At 71.5% G+C, this 26,521-nt stretch carries 30 protein-coding genes; 24 read left to right on the forward strand and 6 right to left on the reverse strand.

The window, feature by feature from the left end; translation table 11 throughout:
• Positions 1 to 18: 18 nt before the first annotated feature.
• The 6 genes from ACIQBJ_RS29280 to ACIQBJ_RS29305 all read left to right on the forward strand — a co-directional run bounded on the left by ACIQBJ_RS29280 (position 19) and on the right by ACIQBJ_RS29305 (position 3,645).
• Complete coding sequence (locus ACIQBJ_RS29280) at positions 19 to 213, forward strand: hypothetical protein (RefSeq protein ID WP_400716451.1); 195 nt, start codon at positions 19 to 21, stop codon at positions 211 to 213.
• A 56-nt stretch (positions 214 to 269) separates the two neighbouring features.
• Positions 270 to 767, forward strand: a complete 498-nt coding sequence (locus ACIQBJ_RS29285) for a hypothetical protein (protein WP_400716453.1) — start codon at positions 270 to 272, stop codon at positions 765 to 767.
• Between the two features lie 92 nt (positions 768 to 859).
• The gene (locus ACIQBJ_RS29290) at positions 860 to 1,363 is read left to right on the forward strand and encodes a hypothetical protein (protein ID WP_400716455.1); all 504 of its coding nucleotides are present in this window, start codon (positions 860 to 862) and stop codon (positions 1,361 to 1,363) included.
• 50 nt (positions 1,364 to 1,413) lie between these two features.
• A complete protein-coding gene (locus ACIQBJ_RS29295) occupies positions 1,414 to 1,629 on the forward strand; it encodes a hypothetical protein (RefSeq protein WP_400716457.1) in 216 nt (71 codons plus the stop codon).
• Positions 1,630 to 1,658: 29 nt separating this feature from the next.
• On the forward strand, positions 1,659 to 2,033 hold the full coding sequence (locus ACIQBJ_RS29300; RefSeq protein ID WP_400716459.1) for a hypothetical protein: 375 nt from the start codon (positions 1,659 to 1,661) through the stop codon (positions 2,031 to 2,033).
• A 55-nt stretch (positions 2,034 to 2,088) separates the two neighbouring features.
• Positions 2,089 to 3,645 carry a hypothetical protein gene (locus tag ACIQBJ_RS29305; protein ID WP_400716461.1) on the forward strand — a complete coding sequence of 519 codons (1,557 nt, stop codon included), beginning with the start codon at positions 2,089 to 2,091 and terminating at the stop codon, positions 3,643 to 3,645.
• 61 nt (positions 3,646 to 3,706) lie between these two features.
• Here the strand turns inward: ACIQBJ_RS29305 and ACIQBJ_RS29310 are convergent, their stop codons facing one another.
• Together ACIQBJ_RS29310 and ACIQBJ_RS29315 are read right to left on the reverse strand one after the other, a co-directional pair.
• Positions 3,707 to 4,066: a hypothetical protein gene (locus ACIQBJ_RS29310; RefSeq protein WP_400716463.1), complete on the reverse strand. Its 360-nt coding sequence runs from the start codon at positions 4,064 to 4,066 to the stop codon at positions 3,707 to 3,709.
• A gap of 14 nt (positions 4,067 to 4,080) precedes the next feature.
• Positions 4,081 to 5,334 (reverse strand): helix-turn-helix transcriptional regulator, encoded by a 1,254-nt coding sequence (locus tag ACIQBJ_RS29315; protein ID WP_400716465.1) that lies wholly within the window; start codon positions 5,332 to 5,334, stop codon positions 4,081 to 4,083.
• Between the two features lie 151 nt (positions 5,335 to 5,485).
• Here ACIQBJ_RS29315 and ACIQBJ_RS29320 point away from each other — a divergent pair, with 151 nt between their 5' ends.
• Positions 5,486 to 6,052 (forward strand): hypothetical protein, encoded by a 567-nt coding sequence (locus tag ACIQBJ_RS29320; protein WP_400716467.1) that lies wholly within the window; start codon positions 5,486 to 5,488, stop codon positions 6,050 to 6,052.
• Here the strand turns inward: ACIQBJ_RS29320 and ACIQBJ_RS29325 are convergent.
• Entirely contained in the window at positions 6,049 to 6,291 is a 243-nt protein-coding gene (locus tag ACIQBJ_RS29325) for a hypothetical protein (protein ID WP_400716469.1), read from the reverse strand. The genes ACIQBJ_RS29320 and ACIQBJ_RS29325 overlap by 4 nt on opposite strands.
• A gap of 49 nt (positions 6,292 to 6,340) precedes the next feature.
• Here ACIQBJ_RS29325 and ACIQBJ_RS29330 point away from each other — a divergent pair, with 49 nt between their 5' ends.
• The 8 genes from ACIQBJ_RS29330 (at position 6,341) to ACIQBJ_RS29365 (ending at position 10,021) form a co-directional block, all read left to right on the forward strand.
• Entirely contained in the window at positions 6,341 to 6,559 is a 219-nt protein-coding gene (locus ACIQBJ_RS29330; RefSeq protein ID WP_400716471.1) for a hypothetical protein, read from the forward strand.
• Positions 6,560 to 6,803: 244 nt separating this feature from the next.
• Complete coding sequence (locus tag ACIQBJ_RS29335) at positions 6,804 to 7,058, forward strand: hypothetical protein (protein ID WP_400716473.1); 255 nt, start codon at positions 6,804 to 6,806, stop codon at positions 7,056 to 7,058.
• Positions 7,059 to 7,064: 6 nt separating this feature from the next.
• Entirely contained in the window at positions 7,065 to 7,331 is a 267-nt protein-coding gene (locus ACIQBJ_RS29340; RefSeq protein ID WP_400716475.1) for a hypothetical protein, read from the forward strand.
• A 9-nt stretch (positions 7,332 to 7,340) separates the two neighbouring features.
• Positions 7,341 to 7,754, forward strand: coding sequence for a hypothetical protein (locus ACIQBJ_RS29345; protein ID WP_400716477.1), 414 nt, complete (start codon positions 7,341 to 7,343; stop codon positions 7,752 to 7,754).
• Complete coding sequence (locus ACIQBJ_RS29350; RefSeq protein WP_400716479.1) at positions 7,751 to 8,407, forward strand: hypothetical protein; 657 nt, start codon at positions 7,751 to 7,753, stop codon at positions 8,405 to 8,407. Before ACIQBJ_RS29345 ends, ACIQBJ_RS29350 begins: the two co-directional genes overlap by 4 nt.
• A complete protein-coding gene (locus tag ACIQBJ_RS29355; protein WP_400716481.1) occupies positions 8,371 to 9,231 on the forward strand; it encodes a protein kinase in 861 nt (286 codons plus the stop codon). The genes ACIQBJ_RS29350 and ACIQBJ_RS29355 overlap by 37 nt, the downstream gene beginning before the upstream one ends.
• On the forward strand, positions 9,231 to 9,686 hold the full coding sequence (locus ACIQBJ_RS29360) for a GNAT family N-acetyltransferase (protein ID WP_400716483.1): 456 nt from the start codon (positions 9,231 to 9,233) through the stop codon (positions 9,684 to 9,686). The genes ACIQBJ_RS29355 and ACIQBJ_RS29360 overlap by 1 nt, the downstream gene beginning before the upstream one ends.
• 104 nt (positions 9,687 to 9,790) lie before the next feature.
• Positions 9,791 to 10,021 carry a hypothetical protein gene (locus tag ACIQBJ_RS29365; protein ID WP_400716485.1) on the forward strand — a complete coding sequence of 77 codons (231 nt, stop codon included), beginning with the start codon at positions 9,791 to 9,793 and terminating at the stop codon, positions 10,019 to 10,021.
• Between the two features lie 245 nt (positions 10,022 to 10,266).
• Here the strand turns inward: ACIQBJ_RS29365 and ACIQBJ_RS29370 are convergent, their stop codons facing one another.
• Complete coding sequence (locus tag ACIQBJ_RS29370) at positions 10,267 to 10,851, reverse strand: hypothetical protein (protein ID WP_400716487.1); 585 nt, start codon at positions 10,849 to 10,851, stop codon at positions 10,267 to 10,269.
• 258 nt (positions 10,852 to 11,109) lie between these two features.
• The gene (gene corA / locus ACIQBJ_RS29375; protein ID WP_400716489.1) at positions 11,110 to 12,105 is read right to left on the reverse strand and encodes a magnesium/cobalt transporter CorA; all 996 of its coding nucleotides are present in this window, start codon (positions 12,103 to 12,105) and stop codon (positions 11,110 to 11,112) included.
• Positions 12,106 to 12,168: 63 nt separating this feature from the next.
• Between corA and ACIQBJ_RS29380 the strand changes: the two genes are divergently transcribed.
• The 4 genes from ACIQBJ_RS29380 to mshC all read left to right on the forward strand — a co-directional run bounded on the left by ACIQBJ_RS29380 (position 12,169) and on the right by mshC (position 15,909).
• Entirely contained in the window at positions 12,169 to 12,864 is a 696-nt protein-coding gene (locus tag ACIQBJ_RS29380) for a histidine phosphatase family protein (protein ID WP_400716491.1), read from the forward strand.
• Positions 12,865 to 13,076: 212 nt separating this feature from the next.
• Positions 13,077 to 13,649, forward strand: coding sequence for a DUF3090 domain-containing protein (locus ACIQBJ_RS29385; RefSeq protein WP_400716493.1), 573 nt, complete (start codon positions 13,077 to 13,079; stop codon positions 13,647 to 13,649).
• 164 nt (positions 13,650 to 13,813) lie between these two features.
• The gene (locus ACIQBJ_RS29390; RefSeq protein ID WP_400716926.1) at positions 13,814 to 14,590 is read left to right on the forward strand and encodes an SCO1664 family protein; all 777 of its coding nucleotides are present in this window, start codon (positions 13,814 to 13,816) and stop codon (positions 14,588 to 14,590) included.
• A gap of 89 nt (positions 14,591 to 14,679) precedes the next feature.
• On the forward strand, positions 14,680 to 15,909 hold the full coding sequence (gene mshC, locus ACIQBJ_RS29395; protein WP_400716495.1) for a cysteine--1-D-myo-inosityl 2-amino-2-deoxy-alpha-D-glucopyranoside ligase: 1,230 nt from the start codon (positions 14,680 to 14,682) through the stop codon (positions 15,907 to 15,909).
• Between the two features lie 133 nt (positions 15,910 to 16,042).
• Here mshC and ACIQBJ_RS29400 read toward each other — a convergent pair whose 3' ends face one another.
• Entirely contained in the window at positions 16,043 to 16,954 is a 912-nt protein-coding gene (locus tag ACIQBJ_RS29400) for a PAC2 family protein (RefSeq protein ID WP_400716497.1), read from the reverse strand.
• Between the two features lie 257 nt (positions 16,955 to 17,211).
• On the opposite strand from ACIQBJ_RS29400, the gene adhP reads away from it, so the two are divergent.
• The 5 genes from adhP to ACIQBJ_RS29425 all read left to right on the forward strand — a co-directional run bounded on the left by adhP (position 17,212) and on the right by ACIQBJ_RS29425 (position 26,520).
• The gene (gene adhP, locus ACIQBJ_RS29405) at positions 17,212 to 18,225 is read left to right on the forward strand and encodes an alcohol dehydrogenase AdhP (protein ID WP_400716499.1); all 1,014 of its coding nucleotides are present in this window, start codon (positions 17,212 to 17,214) and stop codon (positions 18,223 to 18,225) included.
• 117 nt (positions 18,226 to 18,342) lie between these two features.
• On the forward strand, positions 18,343 to 19,356 hold the full coding sequence (locus tag ACIQBJ_RS29410; protein ID WP_400716501.1) for a LacI family DNA-binding transcriptional regulator: 1,014 nt from the start codon (positions 18,343 to 18,345) through the stop codon (positions 19,354 to 19,356).
• 201 nt (positions 19,357 to 19,557) lie between these two features.
• Positions 19,558 to 23,850 carry a discoidin domain-containing protein gene (locus ACIQBJ_RS29415; protein WP_400716503.1) on the forward strand — a complete coding sequence of 1,431 codons (4,293 nt, stop codon included), beginning with the start codon at positions 19,558 to 19,560 and terminating at the stop codon, positions 23,848 to 23,850.
• 219 nt (positions 23,851 to 24,069) lie between these two features.
• Positions 24,070 to 25,500 (forward strand): ABC transporter substrate-binding protein, encoded by a 1,431-nt coding sequence (locus ACIQBJ_RS29420; RefSeq protein WP_400716506.1) that lies wholly within the window; start codon positions 24,070 to 24,072, stop codon positions 25,498 to 25,500.
• Between the two features lie 75 nt (positions 25,501 to 25,575).
• On the forward strand, positions 25,576 to 26,520 hold the full coding sequence (locus ACIQBJ_RS29425; protein WP_400716508.1) for a carbohydrate ABC transporter permease: 945 nt from the start codon (positions 25,576 to 25,578) through the stop codon (positions 26,518 to 26,520).
• Position 26,521: the final 1 nt, after the last annotated feature.

Consider the following 26,521-nt stretch of genomic DNA (forward strand, 5'->3'; position numbering starts at 1 on the left):
ACCCGCAGGAGATCCACCGTGCCCCGCTTCGCCGTCCACATTGACGAGACCGTGTCGTACCGCTTCGTGGTCGAAGCCGACGACTACGAAGCCGCCGAGGCCGCCGCCGTCGACCTCTTCGAGAGCGACGCCCGCGACGACGGCTACAGCCACTCCAACGAGATGCAGGTCTACGACGCCGAGCTGCTGGACGCGCTCCCGGCCGCCGCGTGACCGCGCGCTGACACCAGGCCCCACCCTCCCCGCACCACCGAAGGAACAGCGCCACCGTGAGCACCACCGAACTGACGACCCTGCTCCGCCTGCCCGGCGAGGACGGGCACCAGGCCGTCACCATCACCACCCCGGCCGGTCGCCGCGCACAGGCCGAGCACTCGAAGGCCGTGCAGACCGCGCTGGACCTGCCGATGCTCAGCAGCCCCGGCAGCCCGGTGAAGATCGGTCCCGGGCCCCGCCCCCGGATCAAGCCCAGCCGCACCCGCACCCCTGGCGCGGGGTGGCAGCGCTGGACCGAGCCCGACGGCCGGGTCCGGTACGGCGTCGCCAGCGACACCGACCCCAGCGTCCTCGGCCTGCTCCGCCCGGCCGTCCGCGCGACCCGCGCCCGGTTCCGGGTCGTCGTCCCCGCCGACGGCGGGGAGCCGTTCGCCATCGCCACCGCCCCCGGCCACCCGTGGATGCGCGACCGCGACACCGAGATGTTCCCCGCCCTGCTCCAGGAGTGCCTGCCCGGCCTGCTCGCCGACTCCACCGCGCTCGCGGCCTGACCCGCCCCGGTGCGGCCCGGACCACCGTCCGGACCGTGCCGAGGCCCGGCCAGACCCCAGGCCCCACCCCGAGCAGCGCAGGAGAGAGCAGCATGTCCCGCTACATCGTTCCCGTGGACCTCATCACCGTGCACCTGGTGAGCGTCGAAGCCGAGACCCACGAGGCGGCAGAAGCCAAGGCCGCCGACCTGGTAGCGGCCGACTGGGAAACGCACTTCCACCACGCGGTGGACCCCGTGGTCGGCGACGCCCACGACGAACAGGAGTGGGCCGCCGAGGCGGCCCGCTGGGAAGGGCTGAAGAAGGCCGCCAAGGACCGCGAGCGCGAGGGACACCAGACCTCGCCCCGGACCCGCCGGCCGAAGCCGGACGTCCCCGTCACCAAGCCGCGCACCACCCGCACCGACCACCACGCCGACGACACCGAGTGCCCGCCGAGCCACAAGCACACCAGCTCGGGCCAGCCGCGCACCGAGGGTTGCCCCGGCCGGACGTACTCCACCGCGACCTGCACGTGCGGGTGGTCCACCCGCAGCGACACGAAGACCTACGTGGACGAGACCCGTCGGCGGCACCTCCGCACCGACCACGCCTGAACGCGCCCGTTGACACCAAGCCCCACCCCGTCCCCGTAAAGGAACACCCCGTGCACGTCATCCCCGAGCCGCTGCGGGTCATGGACCTGCCCCGGCACCTGACCTTCGGCTACACCAGCCCCGGCAGCGCCCCGCACGTCACCAACGCAGACATCCCGCTGCCGGAGCGGCGCGCTCTGTGCGCCCCGGACAGCCCGCTGCTCTCCGACTGGGCGCTCAACGGCGACCCGCTGTGCACGGCCTGCGCCGCGCTCGTCCAGCCCTGACGCCCAGCACCCGACCAGCACGGAGCACAGTGAACAGCGCTACCGCCGCACCCGCCACCGCCCGCTACACCCTGACCTACCCGCAGGCCCGACCCGACCAGCCCCGGCTGGCCGTCCGGTTCACCGCCACCGCCGACAGCCGGGGGACGTGGACCGTCGAGCGGCAGCCGCACGGGCCCGCCGGCCGAATGCTGACCGGCGACCAGCCCCGCCGCTACTTCGGCGACGACGCCCAGGCCCGCGCCGTCTCTGCCTTCCGCGGCCTCGTCGTGCGCGAAATCCTGCACGCCGCGCAGACGCTCGGCATGGAACTGGAACCGCGGGACGTCCGATTCTGCGGCGCCCACCCGACCATCGACGGCATGGACGCCGGGGAGTGGCTGGACGCCCTCGGCTCCGACTGACCACCGCCCCGCTGACACCAGGCCCCACCCCTCGCACCACCGGCAGGAGACACCAGTGCCCACCCCCACTCTCGCCCCTTGGATTCCCGGGGGCGGCACCGCCCTGGAGTGGGGGTTGCTCAACCCCTGCCCCGTCGGGGTCGGCCCCGGCGGTACCGCCCGGGTGCGGTGGTGGCTGGTGTGGTGCCTGGACTGCGGCGACCGGTACGCCGGCCGCCCGGCCCAGGTCGGCGACGAGCACAACCACCGCGACGACGCTCGGTTCGCCGCCCGGCTCCACGCCGACGAGCACGAAGCGGACTTCCGTCGGTTCGTCGCCGCACTGCGCACCGAGGAGGCCCGCCAGAAGTCCGGGTGGACGACCCGCGTGTACGACCTCGTCGCGGCGGCCACCCGGGAGGACCCCGACGGCGGGGTCTGGTGGGACGGCACCGGCTACCGCCTCGTCCCGGCCGGAGCCCGGCTCGACGCGAAGGGCCGCCGGGTGCGCCGCCGCGTGGTCGAGCTGGTGCTCGCCGCCGGGTTCCTCCGCCAGGACGAGCGCGGCGAAGTGTGGGCCACCGCCGACGGCCGCGCCATGCTCACGGCCTGGCGCCAGCACCGCGCCGACCTCGCCCAGCCGTGGCCCGCCCGCCACGAACCCGAGGCCCTGCCTCCGCTGCCCGGCGGCGACGAGGCCGCCCGCCGCAAGGAGGCCGCCCGCCAGCGCGCCGTCGAGCTGGACCGGTGGCGCGCCGAGACCCGTGCCGAGGCCGAGCGAGTGCGCGAGCGCGCCGAACAGCAGCACCAGGCCGAGCTGGCGGCCAAGCGCGAGCGCGCCGCTGGCGCCCAGGCCGAGCGCGAGCGTGCCGAGCGCGCCCGCACCGGATCGGACATCACCCTGACGTGGTCCGCGGTGGGTGCCGGCCGTTGGACTGTCACGGGCTCCGGCCACGACCGTCGCCTGGAAGTCGCCCTCAACGAACGCGACTTCGCCACGGACATGTACGAGATCCGGGAGAACGGGCACTTCGTCTCCCGTCACCCTTACCGCCACCAGGCCGGGGCCGCCGTGCGGCAGCTACTCGCCGACGGAGTCGAGATCGGGGAGCGGACACCAGACCCCACCCCCGCCGTCCTCGGTCGACCGACCGCCCGGGGCCTCGCCGACCGTTGGCACCAGGCCCCACCCCGACCGCTCCCGACGGAAGGAATCACCCCTGACCATTCACCCGGACAACGTGCTGCCCGACGGCCGCTGGGACGAACGCCTCTTCGAACTCGACTACGAGGGCCGCAGAGGGCTCTACCGGGTCGTGCGCGGCCTGGGCGAACAGATCGGCACCGTGGAGAAACGCGGGGGCGTCTGGATGCCCAGGAACACCGCTGGCGCGTGGGTGGGGGCCGCCGCCGGCCGACGCGGCTACCTCACCCGCCGAGTGGCCGCCATCGAACTGTCCATCACCGTTCCGCTCCCGCCGCCGGCCGAGCTAGAGCAGTACCGGGTGGCACCAGGCCCCGCCCCCGCCGTGCTGTCGGAATGCCGGGTGTCGGAGCCCGATTCGGGTTGAGCCCCACCACTGTAGGCGCATGTATAGATATTTTTAGAATGTCAAAAAAAATGACATATTGACATCAACCACTCCGCCGTACCCCTCGGCCCCTGCCCGACGGCTAGGGGCCGAGGGTCCGAGTCAGGTCAGCGCCTGCTCGATGGCCTCAAAGATGTCCGAGTCGGTTTCTTGTTGCCAGGACGGAAGTTCGCTCCAGTCGGCGACGTAGCCCGGCTTGGGGTTCTCGATGTGCTTGTAGATCTGCGCGATCCAGCACAGTGCCACGAACCGGCCCTTCTGCTCCCGGGTAAGTTTCGAAGCATTCCCGTTACTCACCTGAAGGAAATCCCGGACCTGGCCGAAAACTGCGGCAGCACACTCGCGCTCCCAGTCCGGCGTTTCTTCCCACGGGGCGACATACCCGGGCTTCGGCTCCCCGGGATAGTACTTCGAGACACCGGCGATCCATGCTTCGCGGAAAAACTGCCCGTCAGTCGACATGTGCTGCTCCTCGGTCAGGCGGCGCTGTCGAGCGCCGAAATTTTCTGGTGCAACGCCAGGGCGCGTCTATCAGGCATGAGCGGAACTAGGCGTGCCTTGACGGCTTCCAGCTTTTTCCCGACATACCCCGAGCCGGTCTGCCCTACTAGATCAAGAGCAGCGCGGATGTAGTGGTCCGCCTGGTCGAGGTCTCGGCGCTCGGCACCGAGGGCCGCCAGCTCCGCGAGTACGGCCCCCCTGCGGCGCAGCGAGAGCTGCTGAGCGAGTGCCGCAGTCAGCGCCTGTTCTGCCAAGTCGGGTCGCCCCAGGGCCAGGTAGCAGGTCCCTCGCTCCTCCGCGAGCCGCGATCCGTCGAATCGAAGCCAGCCCCCGTTGTGCGGCTTCCCCGGAAGGTTGTGCACTTCCTCGGCAGCGTCGAGCGCTCGGCCAACGGCATCAAAGTCACCAAGCCCTGCATAGACCTCGGCCTGCACCGCTGCCACCCAGTAGCGCGTCGACAACTGGCTGTCTCCTCGCTCAGCCACCTGTGCCGCTGCTGACAGAATTGGAGCGGCAACTGTGAAGCGGCGTTCGTACAGCTCCACGAAGGCGTGCCGCGTCAAGGCGCAAGCCCACATGTCGAATGCGCCCGCCTCCCTGCAAGCGTTGGCAGCCAACGCATAGCACTGAGCGGCATCGGAATACCTGTTGGCATCGAAGAAGACTTCTCCAGCCAGTTGATAGAGGTCTCCGACCAAAGAGCACAAAAGTTGGCGAGAAGCATTGCTCTGACTTTCTTCCAACCCCTTAGCAAGAAGCCCGAGCTGATGCCGGATCAAGGGATATACATCTTGCTTTGAATCGGAAAGCGAGAACGTTTTCCACAAGGCTTTATTCAGCTCCGGGCCGGACTCCTCCAGCGCCGCAGATACGCCGTTACGGGATGGTGAATTAACGATTTCTGGCAGGGAGATGAGAGCCCCTGTTACGGCCAGCAGGCTCAGAACATCACGGCGCTTCATGTCGTCGGTGTCCCCAGAGGGAATAGCGGCGGTTGAAGCCGCCGGAAAGGCTGGAGGGGCCGCTTCGGGAACCAAGAGGTCCGCAAGATTCTCGGGTGTGACCTTGAGGGCCCTGGCGAGCTTGGGAAGAACCCATCCATGGGGGTCAGCGCCGGCCTCCCAGCGAGCAACGGTGGATGTTGCCACCCCCAACAGTTCGGCCAGACGGTCCTGACTGTAACCGAGCGCCTTCCGGCGGGCCGCAAGCCTTCGTCTCTTCGCTGGCATGTGTGCCTCCCCCGTTCAGTCCGAAGGCCCAGCTCAAGCCTGACAACGCGTTGATTATGCCTGATCAACGCTCAACTTCCGCTCTGGTTCCGGACACTGCGTGGGTCTTTCACTTGGTGCAGCGACATCAACCACCAGCAGGAGGACCAGCATGTCCACCAGTACCATGCCCTCGGCCGGCAAGGTCGGCGAGCGCGCCCGCGAGATCCTGACGGCGATCCAGGCGGACCCGGAGTTCCCGGCGTTCGAGGCCGCGACCCTGGAATACTCGTCCGACTGGCAGTGCTTCACCGGCTTCCCGGTCGTCAGCAAGTGGAACCTCGACACGGACAAGGCCCCGCTGTTCGCCGAGGGCCTGCGCGCCATCGCGTTGAAGGCCGCGGCCTTCGCGCTGACCGGCAGCGAGACCGCCGCCGAGCTGGCGCTGCCCGTGCCCGTGGACGAGATGACGCACGCGATGATCGCGCAGCCGCAGCTCCTCGCCCGCATCGCCGCGCGGACCGGCTTCACGCTGATCCACCAGACCGACCAGGAACACACCGACTACACCGGCGGCAAGTACACCCACGCCGCGTACGTGGCCGCCTGGGGCACCGAACCGCCGACCCGGTACTGGCTCGACAAGGCCGAGGTCGACCGCCGTCTGGCCGTCCTCGCGGGGCTGTACGACTTGATCGGCTTCAGCCGCAGCGGGCGCCAGCACGCCATCGCGTTCTAGCCCTCCGGCAAGTCCCGGCCGGCACTCGCGTACCGGCCGGGAGGCAGCCCGATGCGGTCGGCGTGTACGCAGGCCGGGACTCCCTCCCGGTTGTACCGGAAGCCGTCGGCCGGGTTGAACGGGTAGTCCCGGCTGGGGCGTTCGAGCACATCGAACTCCCCGGCCGGGAGCCGGAGGCTGGGACAGATCCAGCAGGCGTCGTGATCGTCGTCGTCGTTGATGAACGGGGCGGCGGACATGGACGCACAGTAGCGAGAAGTTCACCGAGACAGACGCGAGGACTCACGAATGCCTCGCCGCACCGCCCCCCGGGTGTACCGCGAGGTCGACCCCGGGCCGACCAAGGCCGAGAAGAACGCGCCCCCGCCGGGCTGGACGCCGCTGGACGACTACCGACAGGCGAAGGCCGAGGGCACGGCACCCTCGCTCGGCAGCGAGATACAGAAGTCCGCGGTGCTGTCCTCGTGCACCTGCCCCTCGTGCCGGGTCCGCCAGGGTGCCGTGTAGCCCGGGCGGACAGCAACCGCGTACGTGGACAGGCCAGTTCAACGACTTGATGGAGAGGCGCAACTGTGAAGGCCGCGAGGGTCGACGGAGGCCAGGGCGCACCGGTCCGCCACCGTACCGAAGGGTGGACGGGCGTGGTCTCCCCCCTGCCGAGCAACTTCTCCGGCTGCGTCTGGGTGGACCGGAACAGCTCCACCGCCGAGCACCCGGACCTGGTCCGCCTGGCCGACTTGGAGGATGCGAGTTGAGCCGGGACAAGCCCCCGCCCTTCCGGCTGGTGGGCGAGGAGTACAGCTACGACCGCCCCGACGGCTACCGCCGGGGGTGCTGCTCGGTGTGCCGGCGGGACACGCTGGTCTGCGCCGGGGTGACCCTTCAGGCGCCCGACGAATCCGAGGGCACCGTGCACCCCATCTGCGACGACTGCATCATCCGGGCGCGTACCCCCCGCCGCCGGGCCGCCCTGCGGGCCGCGCTCGACGCGAAGCGGACGGCGTAGGTACCCGTGGACGAGCAGGACGAGTACCGCGCCGCCACCGAGCGCACCTCTCACGGAGCACCCACCCCCAAGTCGGTCGCCGTGGCCTACACCGTGGCGCTGCTGGTGCTGCTGGTGCTGGTCACCCTGCTGATCGCATCCGGCCGAGGCAGGGGCCATCCGCGCCCTCCGGCACCCACGAACTCCCGGTTCGGCGGCAGCGAGCCTGTTGCCGAACCGGGGCACCACCACCCCGCTGCCCAGCCCGCCGACCGGGCAGCGCCAACCCGATAGGAGAGGCACGTGAACCCCGTCAACGAAACCGACTCCGCGCTGACCGAGTTGGGCAAGTTCTTCAAGATCGCCGGTGCCCGCGCCACCGCCGGCCTCCCCGCCCCGCAGATGTTCTCCAGGGCCGTCGACAAGGCGTGGCACCGGCTGACCGAGAACCCCGCCGAGCACGCCGCCTTCACGACCGAGTACGCCGGCCGCACCCTCGGCCACGCGGAGAGCGGCGGCGAGGGCTGGATCGACTGGGTGTCCGCCTACACCGAGGCGTACGGCCCGCTGCCGGAGATCTGGTTCACCGACGCCGACGGCACCCTGGACACCGAACTCCTCGGCCGCTACCGCGAAACGGGCAAGGTCTGGGCGGAGTGGGACTGCTCGCCCGTGCCGGACGACGGCGACGTGGCCCCGGCGGCGTCCTACCTGTGATTCCCGCACCGCACGACGGGGCGTCCCGGCCGACCGCCGGGGCGCTCCGCCTCATCGAGGCCCGGACGGAGCACCCGGCCTCCGCCGACGTGCACGGCTACCTCGCCGCGCTGTACGAGCACTGTCCGTTCCTGCGCCCGTCCGTGCGTCGGGGCATGACCGGGTGGACGGTCTACGAGATCGCGCCGGGCAGCCACCGGTACGCGGTGGAGGCCGAGTTGTTCCACGCCGGGGTCCAGGCCGCGGAGTGGGTGCGTCCGTTGATGGCGCGGCCGTTCGGCACGCTGGTGTGCGAGAACGTGGTGCTGCTCGGGCGCTGCGTGGACGCGGACCACCGGGAGCTGCTGGCCTGGCCGCACTGGGTGTTGAAGCACCTGTACGCCCCCGTCGGGGTCATGTTCGGCAAGTTCGTCCGGGGCGAGGTCGAGACCGGCCGACAGGGGCGGAGCATCCCGCCGCCGCCCTTCTCGTTCCTGCCCGTGAGGGCGGGCGTGCGACCGCTGGACCCGAAGTTCCTCATGGGGACGCCCGATCTCGCCACGGCCCTTGCTGTGGGCGTGGACGACGGCCGGGACGTCTTCGAGCACATCTCTTGCGAGTGGAAGGCAGTTCGAGAATGGGCGAGTTCCCTGCCGAGGCCGCAGCGGCCCTGAAGGCCGCAGAGTCCCTGTGCGGGCCCGTCACGCTGACGGAGATCAGCGACCGGCGCGGCTCGGCGGTGTGGAAGGCCGGCGGTTCGGAGGGGGCGGCGGCCGTCAAGCTCGGCACCGGGGAGGCCGCCGAGGTCACCGCCCGCGAGGCGTCCGTGCTGGAGCGGCTTCCCGGGCACGACGTGCTCGTCGGCCGGATCGACGGCGGCGGGGTCTGGTACGTCACGCGCTGGGAGGAAGGCCCGAACACCTGGCAGCGGTTCAAGTCCGTTCGCGCCGGGTGCGCCAGCACCCGCTCCGAGGCGCTGGCGAGCGCCGTCCAGGTCGCCCGAGCCGTCGCGGACCTGCACGGCCTCGGTTGGATTCACGGCGACCTCCAGCCCGCCCACGCGGTCCACACCGCGGACGGGGTGCGGCTGCTCGACTTCGCCTGGTCCCGTCAGCTCGGAGAAACGCCCTGGACGGCGTTCCGGGGGACGATGGTGCACCTCACCGCGCCCGAGCTGGCCACCGAGATCACGGCCGGGCACCAACCCGTGCTGACTACCTTCATGTCCGACGTGTACGCCCTCGCCGCCTCCCTGTGGACCGCCGCGACGGGAGACTGGCCCCTGGACTACGAAGCCGCGGGGATCGACCGGAAGTCCGCCGGACCGGTCGCGCTGCTCGAAGCCATCGGAGAACGGGCCGTGCCGCTCGCCCACACCGAGGCATGGCCCGAGCTTCAGCAGGTACTCAAGGACGTGCTGCTCGCCGATGCCCGGGACCGCCCGCTGGCCACCGAACTCGCGGACCGGCTCACTGCTCTCCATGAGGCCGGCCGCTGATGATCGAACTGCGGGAACTGGTGCTCGGCGACGCCCGGGCGATGCCCGGCATATACACTCCCGAGGCAGTGCGCTACCTCGGCCGGCCGCCGATGGGACCGACGGAAGCACTCTTCCGCACGCGGCAGGCACTCACACCCCCTACCGGGCCGCCCCGCGACCACGTGCTGGGCATCACCGCCGACGGCGAACTCGTCGGCATCGCCACGCTCCACCAGCGCTCCGACACGAGTGCGGCCGTCAGCTACCTGCTGCGGCCCGATACCTGGGGCCGGGGGTACGCGACCCTCGCTGTCAGCCACCTGCTCGACCTGGCCCGGTGCCTCGGGGTGACCCGAGTGCACGCCCGGCACCACCCGGACAACCCGGGTTCCGGCCGCGTACTCATCAAGGCGGGATTCGTCCCGACCGGTGAACGTGGCGGCTTCCGAACCTACGTCGCCAGGACACCCTGACCATCCCGCACCCCCGCCGGCCTCCCCCTCCGGCGGGATCAGGCCCCGCCCCGTGGCTTTCTTCAGGCCGCCACGGGGCGGGGTCCTTCACAGGGGAGGGGCTGATGGAGACGAACCTCTGGGCGTTCAAGGTGGCGAGCCTGTTGAGCGGCATCACGCGGCAGGAGATAGGACTGTCCCGGTTGAAGGAGGGCGGCTACCGGTTGTACTGGCAGACCACCGGTGATCTGTTCCTAGAGACAGCTACGCTCCCGGTCCTGTCTCTGGGCACTTCCTACGGCTTCTCCTCCCGTACGCAGACGGTCTGGATGGAGGTCGGCGAGTATCCGGGTTGATCATTTTGCTGAGCCGGGCGGTCAGGGCTCTGACCTGTGCGTTCGTGCACCGGGGAACAGGGCGAGGGGGTAGGACGTTCTCCAGCGTGTAAACGAATCTGGCCCCGGCCGGCTGGACCCTCGACGAACGCATCGCCGCCCTCCGCACCGGCGTCGACGCCCTCGAACGGGCCGGCCTCGCCTAGCGGCGGACACCCCGGGGCCGGGTCTCCCGCACCGGCCCCGCACCGGCCCCGGACCGGCCCTCAGTGGAAGCGGTCGAGGCCGGACGGTGTGAGTTCCCACCCGTCGAAGAAGTCGTCGCGGACCCGCACCGCGAGCAGGACCGCTTCCGCCGACGTCGGCCCTCCCGGGTCCGAAGCGGTCGGCTCCGCACCCGTCGGCTCCGCGTCGGCCTGCGCCGAACCGAGGTGGAAGACGACGACCGGGGCCGCAGGGTCGTCGGTGGCGTAGCCGAGGGTCTTGGGCAGGTGCGGGTCCCGCGGACCGAACGTGACCGACGGCTGCCCGAACTCGGCCAGGACGTCGGACAGGGAGCGGTCGGTCCCCGACCAGGCCACGGCCCGGTCGACGACGGCGGCGTGTTCGGCGGGCGGCAGGCTGCGGTCGAGCCGGAGCCAGCCCCGGCGGTGCGCGTCCTCGCCGTACTGGGACGCGATCACGTGGACGTCCGAGTCGGGGAAAGCGCCCCGCAGCAGCCCCGACGGTGCCAGCCGCGCGTTCGTGTCGGGAATCCACACCGAACCCGCGGTCCGCTGCTCACCGGCCGCGAGCCGGTCGAGGAGACGCGCCACGGCCGACAGGCCGCCGCACTCGTCGGGTCGGCGCACCGTCCGGTTGAACTCCGCCTGCAGCCGCTCCCCGTCCCCGCCGACCGGTCCCGGACGGGCCGCCCCGGGTACCGCACGGTGTCCTCGGAGCGGTGACGAAACCTCAAGAGCCATGCCCACCAGTGTTCCAGCGCCGCCCGGGGACCGGCAACGACCAGCCGGGCCCGGTCCGGTGGGGCGGACGCGCACCCGGTCGAGTCCGGTCCCCGGGGCTGCCGAACCGGCCCACGGACCCACCCGTCAGCAGGCGCGCGGGCGCTACAGCCAGCCCGCGCGCTTGAACAGCCGGTGCAGCACCAGGCAGACCCCGACCATCAGTCCGACGGCCACCGGGTAGCCCCAGGCCTGGCGCAGCTCCGGCATGTGCTCGAAGTTCATCCCGTAGATGCCGGCGATCATGGTGGGGACGGCCGCCAGCGCCGCCCAGGCGGAGATCTTCCGCATGTCGTCGTTCTGCTGGACGCTGACCTGCGCCAGGTTGGCGGAGAGGATGTCGGAGAGCAGCCGGTCCAGGCTCTCCACCACCTCGTTGACCTTGGCCAGGTGGTCGGCGACGTCCCGGAAGTACGGCCGCAGGCCGTCCGCCACGAACGGGACCTTGACCTCGCCCGCGCTGCCCGCCCGGGTCAGCCGCAGGGCGGGCTCCATCAGCGGGAAGGTCGCCTTGCGGAAGCCGACCACCTGCCGCTTGAAGCCGTAGATCCGCTCGGCGGCGCCGCGCGAGCGGCCGGGGGAGAAGATCTCCGCCTCCAGCTCGTCCAGGTCGGTCTGCAGCTCGGTCGCCACGTCCAGGTACTGGTCGACCACCAGGTCGCAGATCGCGTACAGCACCGCCGCCGGGCCGTGGGCCAGCAGTTCCGGCTGCTTCTCCAGGTCGCCGCGGAGCGCGGCCAGCGGGCTCTCCGGCCCGTGCCGGACGGTCATCACGTACCCGTCGCCGAGGAAGATGGTCAGCTCGCCGATCGAGACCGTCTCGTCGTCGGGGTGGTACGCGGCGGTCTTCAGGACGGTGAAGACCGAGTCCTGGTAGATGTCCACCTTCGGGCGCTGATGCGCCGTCACCGCGTCCTCCACCGCCAGCGGGTGCAGGCCGAACTCCTCCGAGACGTGGTCGAACTCCGCCTCGGTCGGGTCCGCGAGGCCGATCCAGAGGAAGCCGTCGCCCGCCGCGCGGACCTCCGCCAGGGCGTCCGAGAAGTCCGCCGGGCCCTCGGTGCGCCGCCCGTCCCGGTAGATGCCGCAATCCACGATCATGCCCGCCATTGTGACCCGGCCGGGCCGCCCGCGGGGAGCCTTCGACGCCGTACCCTGGTCCGTATGCCCACCCTGCTGCTCGTGCGCCACGGCCGGTCCACCGCCAACTCGGCCGGAATCCTGGCGGGCTGGACGCCCGGCGTCGACCTGGACGAGACCGGCCGCGCCCAGGCCGCCGCGCTGCCCGACCGCCTCGCGGGGCTGCCGATCGCCCGGCTGGTCAGCAGCCCGCTGGAGCGCTGCCGGCAGACCCTGGAGCCGCTGCGCGCGGCCCGCCCCGACCTCGCCGAGCCCGACGCGGACGAGCGGCTGGGCGAGTGCCACTACGGCGAGTGGACCGGCCGCCCGCTGTCCGAGCTGGCCCAGGAGCCGCTCTGGCGCACCGTCCAGGACCACGCCTCGGCGGCCGCCTTCCCCGGCGGCGAGTCGCTGCGCGCGCTCAGCCACCGCACGGTGGACGCCGTCCGCGAGTGGAACGACAAGATCGCCGTCGACCACGGTCCGGACGCGCTCTGGGTGGCCGCCACCCACGGCGACGTGATCAAGGCGATCGTGGCCGACGCGCTCGGCCTGCACCTCGACCACTTCCAGCGGATCTCGGTCGAGCCCTGCTCGGTCACCGCGATCCGCTACACCCCGCACCGCCCCTACCTGCTGCGCCTCGGCGACACCGGCGACCTCGGCGCGCTGGCCCCGCGCCCGCACGGCCGCTCCGCCGGGGACGACGCGGTGGTCGGCGGCGAGACCGGCACCGCCTGAGCACCGGCTGAGCACCGCCTGAGCCCCGCCCGGGCACCGCCCGGGCCCTGCTCGGGCACCGCCCGAACCCCGGCCAGCACCGGAGCACCGCCGGAGCCGCCGCCGCGAACTCCCCGGCGGAGCGCGGAAACCGGCCGCCCCCGGGCCCACCTCCGGCCCGTTTGGCCGTAGGGTGAGATCGAGAACACCGCAACCCATTCGGAGCGAGCAGCGTGTCCCGTCAGGTCCACTTCTACGACCAGCCCGAGCGGTTCGTGGCCGGCACCGTCGGCCAGCCCGGCGCCCGCGCGTTCTACCTGCAGGCGTCCTCGCGCGGCCGGATCACCAGCGTGCTGCTGGAGAAGACCCAGGTCATGGCGCTCGCCGAGCGCATCGAGGAGGTCCTCGACGAGGCGCTGCGGCGCAGCGGCGGCGAGGCCCCGATCCCGGCCGTCGCCCCGGCCGAACTGCTCGACACCGCGCCGCTGGACGTGCCGCTGGAGCAGGAGTTCCGGGTCGGCACCATGGCACTGGCCTGGGACGCCCGCGAGGACTGCCTGGTGGTCGAGGCGCAGGCGTACGTCGAGGAGGACGAGGGGGCCGACGAGGACGGCGGCGAGACGGTCTTCGACGACGAGAACGGGCCCGACATGCTGCGGGTCCGGCTCAGCGGCGCGATGGCCCGGGTGTTCGCCAAGCGCGCCCTCGACCTGGTCGCGGCCGGCCGCCGGCCCTGCCCGTTCTGCAACCTGCCGCTCGACCCGGAGGGCCACCTGTGCCCGCGCGCGAACGGGTACCGGCGCTGAGCGAGCAGCCCGCCGCGGACGCCCCCGGCACCGAGACCCACCCGGACCCCCGGAACACCGGCGCCACCGAGAACACCGGGGCCACCGGGGAGCGGGCCGCCCCGGAGGCCCCCGGCACCGACCCGGCCACCAGCGCCGCGCTCGCCGCCGACCCGGCCGCCGCGCTGGCCCTGCTGCGCGACGGCGTCCTCGCCGTGCACGGCCGGGTCACCGACGCGTCCAACGCCGTCCTCTACTGCACCGCCACGCTGGACGGCCTGACCGCCCCCTGCGTGTACAAGCCCGTCGCGGGGGAGCGCCCGCTGTGGGACTTCCCCGACGGCACCCTGGCCGGCCGGGAGACCGCCGCGCACGAGGTGTCCGCCGCCACCGGCTGGCGGCTGGTCCCGCCGACGCTGCTGCGCGAGGGCCCGGCCGGGCCCGGCATGGTGCAGCTGTGGATCGAGCCCGACCCGGACGCCCCCGAGCTGCTCGACCTCCAGCCGCTGGAGACCGGCCCGCACCCGGGCTGGCTGCCGATCCTGCGCGCCGAGGTCGACGGCGGCCGACAGGCCTGGCTGGTGCACCGCGACGACGAACGGCTGCGCCGCCTCGCCGTCCTGGACGCCGTCCTGAACAACGCCGACCGCAAGGGCGGTCACTGGCTGCCCGCCGCCGACGGCCGGATCTACGGCATCGACCACGGCGTCACCTTCCACACCGACCCCAAGCTCCGCACCCTGCTCTGGGGCTGGGCCGGACAGCCGCTCACCGACGAGGCCCGCGAGGTCCTCGACCGGCTCGCCGCCGACCTGGCCGGACCGCTCGGCGAGCGGCTGCGCCCGCACCTGACGGCGGGTGAGCTCGCCGCGCTGGCGGCCCGGACGGACGCGCTGCGGTCCGCCGGACGGCATCCGCTGCCGTCGGCGGAGTGGCCTTCTATTCCCTGGCCGCCGGTCTGATACCGATCCGAAACCGAGGACGAACGGATTCCGGCCGATCGCGTCCGTAGGTTGGTCTTTCAAATGATCGCAAGGTTAGAGTCGGTCCCATGCATGCCTGGCCCGCCTCCGAGGTTCCCGCCCTGCCCGGTCAGGGGCTTCCCCTGCGCATTTACGACACCGCCACGAGCAGTGTCCGAGAGGTCGTGCCCACCGGCCCGACCGCCCGGCTCTACGTCTGCGGCATCACCCCCTACGACGCGACCCACCTGGGCCACGCAGCCACCTACAACACCTTCGACCTGGTCCAGCGGGTCTGGAAGGACGCCGGCCACGACGTCCTGTACGTCCAGAACGTCACCGACGTCGACGACCCGCTGCTGGAGCGCGCCGTCGCCACCGGCCAGGACTGGACGGCCCTCGCCGAGCGCGAGACCGCGCTGTTCCGCGAGGACATGACCGCGCTGCGGATGCTCCCGCCCGCGCACTACGTCGGCGCCGTCGAGTCCATCCCGTGGATCGTCCCGCTGGTGCAGGGGCTGCTCGCCTCCGGCGCCGCCTACGAGGTCGACGGCGACGTCTACTTCTCGGTCGAGTCCGACCCGCGCTTCGGCGAGGTCTCCGGCCTGACCCGCGAGCAGATGCTCCCGGTCTTCGCCGAGCGCGGCGGCGACCCCGAGCGCCCCGGCAAGAAGAACCCGCTCGACGCCCTGCTCTGGCTGGCCGCCCGTCCGGGCGAACCCGCCTGGGACACCGAACTCGGCCGCGGCCGCCCCGGCTGGCACATCGAGTGCGTCGCCATCGCGCTGAAGTTCCTCGGCATGGACTTCGACATCCAGGGCGGCGGCAGCGACCTGTCCTTCCCGCACCACGAGATGGGCGCCGCGCACGCCCAGGTCGCCCTCGGCGAGCACCCGTACGCCCGCGCGTACGTGCACGCCGGCATGGTCGGCCTGGACGGCCACAAGATGTCCAAGTCCCGCGGCAACCTGGTGTTCGTCTCGGCGCTGCGCCGCGACGGCGTCGACCCGGCCGCGATCCGGCTCGCCCTGCTCGCCCACCACTACCGCAGCGACTGGGAGTGGACGGCCGCCGACCTGGACGCCGCCCTCACCCGCCTGGCCGCCTGGCGGGCCGCGGTCTCCCGCCCCGACGGTCCGCCCGCCGAGGCGATGCTCGCCGAGATCCGCGCGGCCCTCGCCGACGACCTCGACGCCCCGGCCGCCCTGGCCGCCGTCGACCGCTGGGCCGCGACCGCCGCCACCGAGGGCGGCGAGGACACCGGCGCCCCGGGCCTGGTCTCCCGCACCGTCGACGCCCTGCTCGGCGTGGCCCTGTAGGACCCCGCGCGGTTCCCCCGTCCCGTCAGGGGAGCGGGGAACCGCGCGGGCAACCCGGCACCCACAGCAGGATCGGCCCGGGGAGAGCACCGCTCTCCCCGGGCCGATCCGCGTTGCGCCCAGCGCTCGGCGCCTACTCCTCGTCCTCGTCCTTCGGCCGCTCCGTCGCGTGCCCCGCCGCGGGCTTCTCGCCCTTGGGCCCCTGGTTGTCCCGGCGCCGCAGGTAGCGCTCGAACTCGCGGGCGATCGCGTCGCCGGACGCCTCCGGCAGCTCCGCGGTGTCCTGCGCCTCCTCCAACTGCTGGACGTACTCGGCGACTTCGGCGTCCTCCGCGGCGAGCTGGTCGACGCCCAGCTGCCAGGCCCGGGCGTCGTCGGCCAGCTCGCCCGGCGGGATGCGCAGGTCGAGCAGGTCCTCGACCCGGTTGAGCAGGGCCAGCGTCGCCTTCGGGTTGGGCGGCTGCGAGACGTAGTGCGGGACGGCCGCCCAGAAGGTGACGGCGGGGACGCCCGCGTGCGCGCACGCCTCCTGGAGGACGCCGACGATGCCGGTCGGGCCCTCGTAGCGGCTCTCCTCCAGGTCCAGCGTGCGGGCCACCGCCGGGTCCGAGGTCACCCCGGAGACCGGCACCGGCCGGGTGTGCGGGGTGTCGCCGAGCAGGGCGCCCAGGACGACGACCAGCTCGACCCCCAACTCGTGCGCGAAGCCCAGGATTTCGTTGCAGTACGAGCGCCAGCGCATGCTCGGCTCGATGCCCCGGACCAGCACCAGGTCGCGCGGCTTGGGGTCGGTGACCCGGACCACCGACAGCCGGGTGGTGGGCCAGGTGATCCGCCGGACCCCGCCGTCGAGCCAGATGGTCGGCCGGTTGACCTGGAAGTCGTAGTAGTCCTCGGCGTCGAGCGCGGCGAACACCTTGCCGCCCCAGGTCTCGTCGAGGTGTCCGAGTGCGGCCGAGGCCGCGTCTCCGGCGTCGTTCCAGCCCTCGAAGGCGCAGATCATCACCGGGTCGATCAACTCGGGAAGGTCTTCCAGCTCGATCACCCGGCATCTCCCTCCGTCAACGGCGGAGGCGGTTTCCGCCCCCCGTGGTCCCTTACTGCCCAGCCTACGGGCTTTGAAAGCCGCCGTGGGCCGGGCGGGCGACCCAAGCGTAGTGGTGTCGGCCGACCGGCCCGGTCCGGACGGCGGCCGCGGTCCCGGCGCGTCCGTTCGCGCTCCGAACGGACGGTCGGCAGGCTGGGACGGGGAGTTCGTCCCCCCATGTACCGCTTCGCCCGCTTCCGTGAGGAGACAGAGACATGAAGGCTGCCGTCGTCCGGGACTTCACCGCCCCGCTCAGCGTCGAGGAGCGCGAGGTCCCGGCCCCGGGCCCGCACCAGGTGCTGGTGCGGATCGAGTGCTCGGGCCTGTGCCACACCGACATCCACGCCGCGCACGGCGACTGGCCGGTCAAGCCCGTCCCGCCGTTCGTGCCCGGCCACGAGGGCGTCGGGATCGTCGAGGCGGCCGGCCCGGAGGTCCGGCACGTGACGGTCGGCGAGCGGGTGGCGATCCCCTGGCTGGCCGACGCCTGCGGGCGCTGCGACCACTGCGTGACCGGCTGGGAGACGCTCTGCCTCCAGCAGCACAACTCCGGCTACTCGGTGGACGGGGCGTACGCCGAGTACGCGCTCGCGCACGGCGACTACGTCGTCCCGGTGCCGGACGGCGTCGACCCGCTGGACGCCGCCCCGCTGTCCTGCGCGGGCGTCACCACCTACAAGGCCGTCAAGCTGTCCGGCGCCCGGCCCGGCACCCGGGTGCTGATCTCCGGCATCGGCGGCCTCGGCCACCTGGCCCTGCAGTACGCCCGGATCTTCGGCGCCGAGACGGTCGCCGTCGACATCACCGACGACAAGCTCCGGCTGGCGAAGGAACTCGGCGCCGACCACGTGATCGACGCCCGCACCCAGGACGTCGCGCACGAGGTGCGCAAGCTCGGCGGCGCGGACGCGGCGGTCTCGCTGGCGGTCTCCAACGCCTCGTTCCGGGCCGCCTACGACGCGCTGCGCCGCGGCGGCACGCTGGTGCTGGTCGCGCTGCCCGCCGAGGGCGAGCTGACACTGCCGGTGTTCGACACCGTGCTGAACGGGACGAAGGTGGTCGGCTCGATCGTCGGCACCCGGCAGGACCTGGCGGAGGTGTTCCGGCTGCACCGGCTGGGCCGGACCCGGGTGATCCGGGAGACCCGCCGGCTGGAGGACGTGAACAGCTGTTTCGAGGAGGTGCTGTCCGGCAAGGTCACCGCCCGGCTGGTGTTCGACCTGCGCTGACGGCCCGTCGGCCGGCCCGTCGCCCGGTCGGCCGCGGAAGGGGACGGAACCGGCCGGTTCCGTCCCCTTTTGCAAATGAGCGCAAGCGGCTTGCGTTTTCTGTCGTACACTCGGCGCATGACACGACGACTCGCCGAGGTGGCGAAGAAGGTCGGAGTCAGCGAGGCGACCGTCAGCCGGGTGCTGAACGAGAAGCCCGGTGTCTCCGCGGCGACCAGGGCGGCCGTGCTCACGGCCCTCGACGTGCTCGGCTACGAGCGCCCCACCCAGCTGCGCGGCGAGCGGGCCCGGCTGATCGGGCTGGTGCTGCCGGAGCTGGGCAACCCGATCTTCCCCGCCTTCGCCGAGGCGGTCGGCGGCGCGCTGGCCGGCCAGGGCTTCACGCCGGTGCTGTGCACCCAGACCGCCGGCGGGGTCTCCGAGGCCGACTACGTGGACCTGCTGCTGGAGCAGCACGTCTCCGGCGTGGTCTTCTTCGGCGGCCTCTACGCCCAGGGCGACGCCCCGCACGACCACTACGAGCGGCTCGCCGAGCGCAGCCTGCCGACGGTGCTGCTGAACGCCGCGATCGAGCACCTGGACTTCCCCCGGGTCTCCTGCGACGACGCGGTGGCGGTCGAGCAGGCGGTCGGCCACCTGCGCCAGCTGGGGCACCGGAAGATCGGCCTGGTGCTCGGCCCGCTGGACCACATGCCCTCGCAGCGCAAGCTGGCCGCGGCCGAGGCGGTGCTGCGCAAGTTCGGCCTGGAGCTGCCCGAACAGCACGTCGAGCGGGCCCTGTTCAGCCTGGAGGGCGGCCAGGCGGCGACCACCCGGCTGCTGCGCCAGGGCGTCACCGGCGTGGTCTGCGCGAGCGACCCGCTGGCGCTGGGCGCGGTCCGCGCGGTGCGCCGGGCCGGGCTGTCGGTGCCGGACGACGTGTCGGTGGTCGGCTACGACGACTCCTCGTTCATGATGTGCACCGACCCGCCGCTGACCACCGTCCGGCAGCCGATCGAGGCGATGGGCCGCGCGGTGGTGGACCTGCTGGTCGGCGAGATCGCCGGGGTCCGGGTCACCCACGACGAGCTGCTGTTCGAGCCGGAGCTGGTGGTGCGCGGCTCGACCGCGCCGGCCAGGGAGCGCGGCTGACGGACCGCGGGCAGTAGGCCCCCCGACCGGGGGGCGGGCAGGACCGCCGAGCGGGCGGGCACTTCGGTGCCCGCCCGCTTTTCGTATGCGCACACCCGCTCCCGTCCGTTGACATGCTCGTAGCGCCACGGTAACTCTTGGCTGCCATCACGCAAAAGATGGACAGAAGATTGAATCTTCTCGACCTTGTGAAGGGACGTCATGAGATCGAAGCGCGTCACCACACGGCTGACGGCGTCGTCGGCCGTGCTGGGAATGCTCCTGCTCGCCGGGCCCCTGCTCCCGGCGGCACAGGCGGCGGGAGGGCCGAACCTGGCCCTCGGCAAGACCGTCACCGCCTCCAGCAGCAACGGCGCCTACACGCCGGGCAACGCCGCCGACGGCAGCCAGGACAGCTACTGGGAGTCCAACGGGCTCGCCTCCGCGCAGTGGCTCCAGGTCGACCTGGGCGCGGCCGCGGCCATCGACACCGTGGTGCTGAAGGTGCCCGGCGGCTGGGGCGCCCGGACCGAGACGCTCAGCGTGCTCGGCTCCACCGACGGCACCAATTTCTCCACCCTCACCTCCTCGGCGAACTACACCTTCGACCCGGCCTCCGGCGACAAGGCGACGATCTCCTTCGGAGCCACCAGCGCCCGCTACGTGCGGGTCGCCATCACCGCCAACACCGGCTGGCAGGCCGCCCAGATCTCCGAGTTCGAGGTCTACGGGGCCGCCTCCGCCTCCGCCAACCTGCTGGCCGGGCGCACCTTCACGGCCAGCGGCAACTCCCAGAACTACACCGCGGGCAACGTCGGCGACGGCAACACCGGCACCTACTGGGAGAGCGTCAACAACGCCTGGCCGCAGTGGATCCAGGGCGACCTGGGCTCGGCCGTCCCGGTCAACAGGCTGGTGCTGAAGCTGCCCGCCGGATGGGGCCAGCGCACCCAGACCCTGAAGGTGCAGGGCTCCACCGACGGCAGCAACTTCACCGACCTGGTGGCCTCGGCCGGCTACAGCTTCGACCCGGCCGCGGGCAACGCCGTCACCGTCAACCTGGCCACCAGCACGACCCGGTACCTGCGGCTGACCTTCACCGGCAACACCGCCTGGCCGGCCGGCCAGCTCGCCGAGTTCGAGGCGTACGGCCCGACCACCGGCGACACCCAGGCCCCCACCGCCCCGGCCAACCTGGCCTACACCCAGCCCGCCGCCGGGCAGGTCAAGCTGACCTGGGGCGCGGCGAGCGACAACACCGGCGTCACCGGCTACGACGTGTACGCCAACGGCACGCTGCTGACCAGCGTGTCGGGCAGCACCCTGACGTACACCGACAGCCGCTCCGACAGCGAGACGGTGTCGTACTACGTGAAGGCGAAGGACGCGGCGGGCAACCAGTCCGCGGCCTCCAACACCGTCACCCGCACCGGCGCGAGCGGCGACACCCAGGCGCCCAGCGCGCCGAGCGGCCTGGCGTACACCCAGCCCGCCGCCGGGCAGGTCAAGCTGACCTGGGGCGCGGCGAGCGACAACACCGGCGTCACCGGCTACGACGTGTACGCCAACGGCGCGCTGCGCGGCAGCGTCAACGGCAGCACCCTGACGTACACCGACAGCCAGCCGGACACCGCGACCGTCTCGTACTACGTGAAGGCGAAGGACGCGGCGGGCAACGTCTCGGCGGCCTCCAACACCGTGGTGCGCACCGGCACGGGCGGCGGGACGGGCACCAACCTGGCGGCGGGCAAGCCGATCTCGGCCTCCTCCACCGCCTTCACCTTCGTGGCGACCAACGCCAACGACAACGACACCGCCACCTACTGGGAGGGCGCGGCGGGCAGCTACCCGAACACCCTCGCGGTGAAGCTGGGCGCGAACGCGAACACCAGCGCGGTGGTGGTCAAGCTCAACCCGGGCTCGGCCTGGGGCGCCCGGACCCAGACCATCGAGGTGGACGGCCGGGAGCAGAGCGCGAGCGGCTTCAGCACGCTCGTCCCGGCGCAGAGCTACAGCTTCGACCCGGCGAGCGGCAACACCGTCACCATCCCGGTGTCGGCGACCGTCGCCGACGTGCAGCTGAAGATCACCGCCAACTCCGGCTCCAGCGGCGGCCAGGCCGCCGAGTTCCAGGTGATCGGCGTCCCGGCCCCCAACCCGGACCTGACCGTCACCTCGGTGAGCAGCAACCCGGCCACCCCGGTGGAGACCGACACCCCCACCCTGTCGGCGGTGGTGAAGAACGCGGGCACCAACCCCTCCGGCGCCACCTCGGTGAACTTCTACCTGGGCGCCACCAAGGTCGGCACGGCCAACGTCGGCGCGCTCGCGGCCGGTGCCTCCACCACCGTCTCCGCGCAGGTCCCGGCGCAGAACGCGGGCAGCTACCAGCTGACCGCGAAGGTCGACGAGGACAACAAGGTCATCGAGCAGGACGAGACCAACAACGCGCTGACGGGCTCGCTGACGGTCAACCAGGTCGCCTCCTCCGACCTGGTCGCCGCCCCGTCCGCCTGGTCGCCCTCCAACCCGGCCGACGGCAGCCCGGTGAACTTCACCGTCGCGGTCAAGAACCAGGGCACGGTGGCCAGCGCCGCCGGCAGCCACGGCATCACGGTGACCGTCGCGGACGCCGCCTCCGGTACCGTGCTGAAGACCCTGACCGGCGCGTACACCGGCACCCTGGCACCCGGCGCCACCAGCAGCCCCGTCTCGCTGGGCAGTTGGACCGCCGCCAACGGCCGCTACACCGTGAAGACGGTGATCGCCGCCGACGCCAACGAGCTGCCGGTCAAGCAGGCCAACAACACCACCAGCCAGTCCCTGTACGTCGGCCGCGGCGCGAACATGCCGTTCGACACCTACGAGGCCGAGGACGGCGTGCTCGGCGGCGGCGCCCAGCTGGTCGGCCCGAACCGGACCATCGGCGACCTGGCGGGCGAGGCGTCCGGCCGCAAGGCCGTCACGCTCAACTCCACCGGCTCCTCGGTGGAGTTCACCACCAAGGCGGCGACCAACACCCTGGTCACCCGGTTCTCCATCCCGGACGCGGCGGGCGGCGACGGCACCAGCGCCACCCTGAACGTGTACGTCGACGGCACCTTCCTCAAGGCCATCGACCTGACCTCCAAGTACGCCTGGCTGTACGGCTCGGAGACCAGCCCCGGCAACGCCCCGAGCGCGGGCAGCCCGCGGCACGTCTACGACGAGGCCAACGTCCTGCTGGGCACCACCGTCCCGGCCGGGCACAGGATCAGGCTGCAGAAGGACGCGGCGAACACCTCGCAGTACGCGATCGACTTCGTCAGCCTGGAGCAGGCCACCCAGATCGCCAACCCGGACCCGGCCAAGTACGTCGTGCCGACCGGCTTCGCCCACCAGGACGTGCAGAACGCCCTGGACAAGGTCCGGATGGACACCACCGGCACCCTGGTCGGCGTCTACCTGCCCGCCGGCGACTACCAGACCGCGAGCAAGTTCCAGGTCTACGGCAAGCCGGTCAAGGTGATCGGCGCGGGCCCGTGGTTCACCCGCTTCTACGCCCCGACCGGCCAGTCCAACACCGACGTCGGCTTCCGGGCCGAGGCCACCGCCAACGGCTCGACCTTCAGCGGGTTCGCCTACTTCGGCAACTACACCTCGCGGATCGACGGCCCCGGCAAGGTCTTCGACTTCGCCAACGTCGCCAACATCACGATCGACAACATCTGGACCGAGCACATGGTCTGCATGTACTGGGGTGCCAACACCGACTCCATGACGATCACCAACTCGCGGATCAGGGACACCTTCGCCGACGGCATCAACATGACCAACGGCTCCACCGACAACCTGGTCTCCAACAACGAGGCCCGGGCCACCGGTGACGACTCCTTCGCGCTGTTCTCCGCGATCGACGCGGGCGGCGCGGACGAGAAGAACAACGTGTTCCAGAACCTCACCTCGATCCTGACCTGGCGCGCGGCGGGCGTCGCGGTGTACGGCGGCTACGCCAACACCTTCCGCAACATCTACATCGCGGACACCCTCTGCTACTCGGGCATCACCATCTCCTCGCTGGACTTCGGCTACCCGATGAACGGCTTCGGGACGGACCCGACCAACCTGCAGAACATCTCGCTGGTCCGGGCCGGCGGCCACTTCTGGGGCGGGCAGACCTTCCCCGGGATCTGGGTGTTCTCCGCCTCCAAGGTGTTCCAGGGCATCCGGGTCAGCGACGTGGACATCGTCGACCCCACCTACAGCGGCATCATGTTCCAGACCAACTACGTGGGCGGCCAGCCGCAGAACCCGATCAAGGACACCGTCTTCACCAACGTGTCGATCAGCGGGGCGCAGAAGAGCGGCGACGCCTTCGACGCCAAGTCCGGGTTCGGCCTGTGGGCCAACGAGATGCCCGAGTCGGGCCAGGGCCCGGCCGTCGGTGACGTCACCTTCAACCACCTGACGCTGAGCAACAACTACCGGGACATCCAGAACACCACCTCGACGCTGCACATCACCGTCAACCCGTAACACCCCTCCGACCCCGGACAGGAGGGGCGCGCCTGACTGCGCCCGTCCTGTCCGGCATGCCCGGAATCCGGCCGTTCCGAGCACCCCGACGATGCGCAGTCGTAACTTTTCAATGTCTCGTCGATATCTTGCGTAGCAGCTGCGAAACACATACGTTCCTCCCACGCCGGGCTTTCGGTCCGGCCGCACCCGAAACCTCTTCCCACCCATGGGGTACGCATGAAGCTGAACAGATCGAGCAAGCTGGCCGCCCTCGCGCTCGCCACCGGCCTGCTCCTGAGCACCGCCGCGTGCAGCAGCTCCTCCTCCACCGGCAGCGGCGGCGACGCCGCGGGCGGCACGGCGGACGGCAAGCCGCTCGACCCGAACGCGACCGTCACCATCTCGATCGACTGCGCCCCGGGTGCGGACCAGGCCGCCGGCAAGGCCAACTACGCCGACGACCTCGCGCTCTTCAAGAGCAAGTACCCGAACGTCACCATCAACGCGAAGCCGTACGTCGGCCAGTGCGAGGTCCCGGCCCAGCAGACCGCGCAGTACAAGGCGCACGACGAGACCGGCGCGTTCCACGCCTACTTCACCGACCGCGACGCCACCCTCAACTCCGGCGACGCCCAGGACATCACCAAGTACGTCAACGACCAGACGCTGCCCGGCTTCTCCTCGATGCTGCCGTCGGTCAAGGACAACATGACGGTCGACGGCAAGGTCTACGCGCTGCCGATCAACTACTACACCACCGGCCTGGTCTACAACCGCGACCTGTTCAAGCAGGCCGGCCTCGACCCCGACAAGCCGCCGACCACCTGGGACGAGGTCCAGGCCGCCGCCAAGAAGATCGCCGCGCTCGGCAACGGCATCTCCGGCTACGAGGACTACAGCGGCGGCAACACCGGCGGCTGGCACTTCACCTCGGAGCTGTACAGCCTCGGCGGCACGATGGTCTCCGCCGACGGCAAGAAGGCCGCCTTCAACTCGCCCCAGGGCAAGCAGGTCCTCAAGCGCCTGCACGACATGCGCTTCACCGACCAGAGCATCGGCGCCACCCCGGTCACCCAGTGGGCCGACGCCTTCCCGCCGCTGGCCACCGGCAAGGTCGGCATGTTCCTCGGCGCCCCCGACGTCGTCAAGCACCTGATCGAGGTGCTCGGCGCCGACCCCAAGGCATGGGGCCTCGGCCCGATGCCCGGCGCCACCGGCCCCGGCAACAGCCTCGGCGGCGGCGACCTCTACTACATCAAGAAGGGCCAGACCCCGAACCAGATCAAGGCCGAGATCGCCTGGATCAACTTCCAGTACCAGACCCCCGACGCCGGCCAGTTCAACTTCCCCCGCGCCAAGACCCTGGCCGGCTCCAGCAAGGACCCGGTCGCGATCGCCGTCCCGCAGCCGTACTTCTGGTCCGCCGACTCGCCGCAGATCAAGGCGATCACCGAGTCGCTCAAGACCAACGGCAACCTGCCGCTGTCCAACTACGACCCCTACATCAAGAACCCCACCAAGTCGCTCACCGAGCCCCCGGCCGCGCAGCAGCTCTACAAGATCCTCGACACCGCGATGTCGGCCGCGATGACCGACCCCAACGCCAACCTCGACAGCGTGCTCGCCACCGCCGAGACCCAGGCCAACCAGATCCTGGCCAACCAGTGACCGGCGCCGCCGGCCGGACCGCACCCGCCCCGCGGTCCGGCCGGCGGCCGGCCCCCTGACGAGGAGTCACCACCCATGACCACCACACTGACCCGCGGGCGGCCCCGAGCCGACACGGCCCGCACCCCCGACCGGAGCGGCGGCGGCCGACTGCGCCGCTCCCTCGCCCGGAACCTGCGCGCCCACGCCTTCCTGATCGGCGCCCTGCTCTGCTTCGCGCTGTTCACCTGGTACCCGATGGTCCGTGAGATCGTCATGTCGTTCCAGAAGGTCCGCTACGGAGAGACCCACTGGGTCGGACTCGACAACTTCCGGCAGATCTTCGCCGACCCCGAGTTCTGGCCCGCCTGGGGCCACACCCTCGAGTTCACCGGCATCGCCCTCTTCTTCGGCTTCGTCGCCCCGTTCGTCACCGCCATCGTGATCAACGAGTTCCGGCACGCCCAGAGCTACCTGCGCATCCTGGTCTACCTGCCCGTGATGCTGCCCCCGGTCGCGGGCATCCTGCTGTTCAAGTACTTCATGGACCCCGGCTACGGCCTCTTCAACCAGATCCTGGGCTTCCTGCACCTGCCCACCTCGTCCTGGCTGGCCTCGCAGGACACCGCGATGTTCTCCCTGGTCATCGTCTCCACCTGGGCCAACATGGGCAGCGCCACCCTGGTCTACCTGGCCGCCCTGCAGTCCATCCCCGGCGAGCTCTACGAGGCTGCCGAACTCGACGGCGCCGGCCTGCTGCGCCGGATCTGGCACGTCACCGTGCCGCAGACCCGGCTGATCCTCTCGCTGATGCTGATGCTGCAGGTGGTCGCCACCATGCAGATGTTCACCGAGTCCTTCGTCCTCACCGGCGGCGGACCCCAGGGATCGACCACCACCGTGGTCTACCTGCTCTACAACTACGCGTTCAACTTCGACAAGTTCAACACCGCGGCCGCACTGGGCGTCGTCCTGCTGCTGGTGCTCGGCGCCTTCTCCGCCCTCTACCTGTGGCTGGAGCGCCGGGGCGGGGAGGAGTGAC

The sequence above is a fragment of the Kitasatospora sp. NPDC088391 genome, from assembly GCF_044753345.1.
Taxonomy (GTDB): Bacteria; Actinomycetota; Actinomycetes; order Streptomycetales; family Streptomycetaceae; genus Kitasatospora.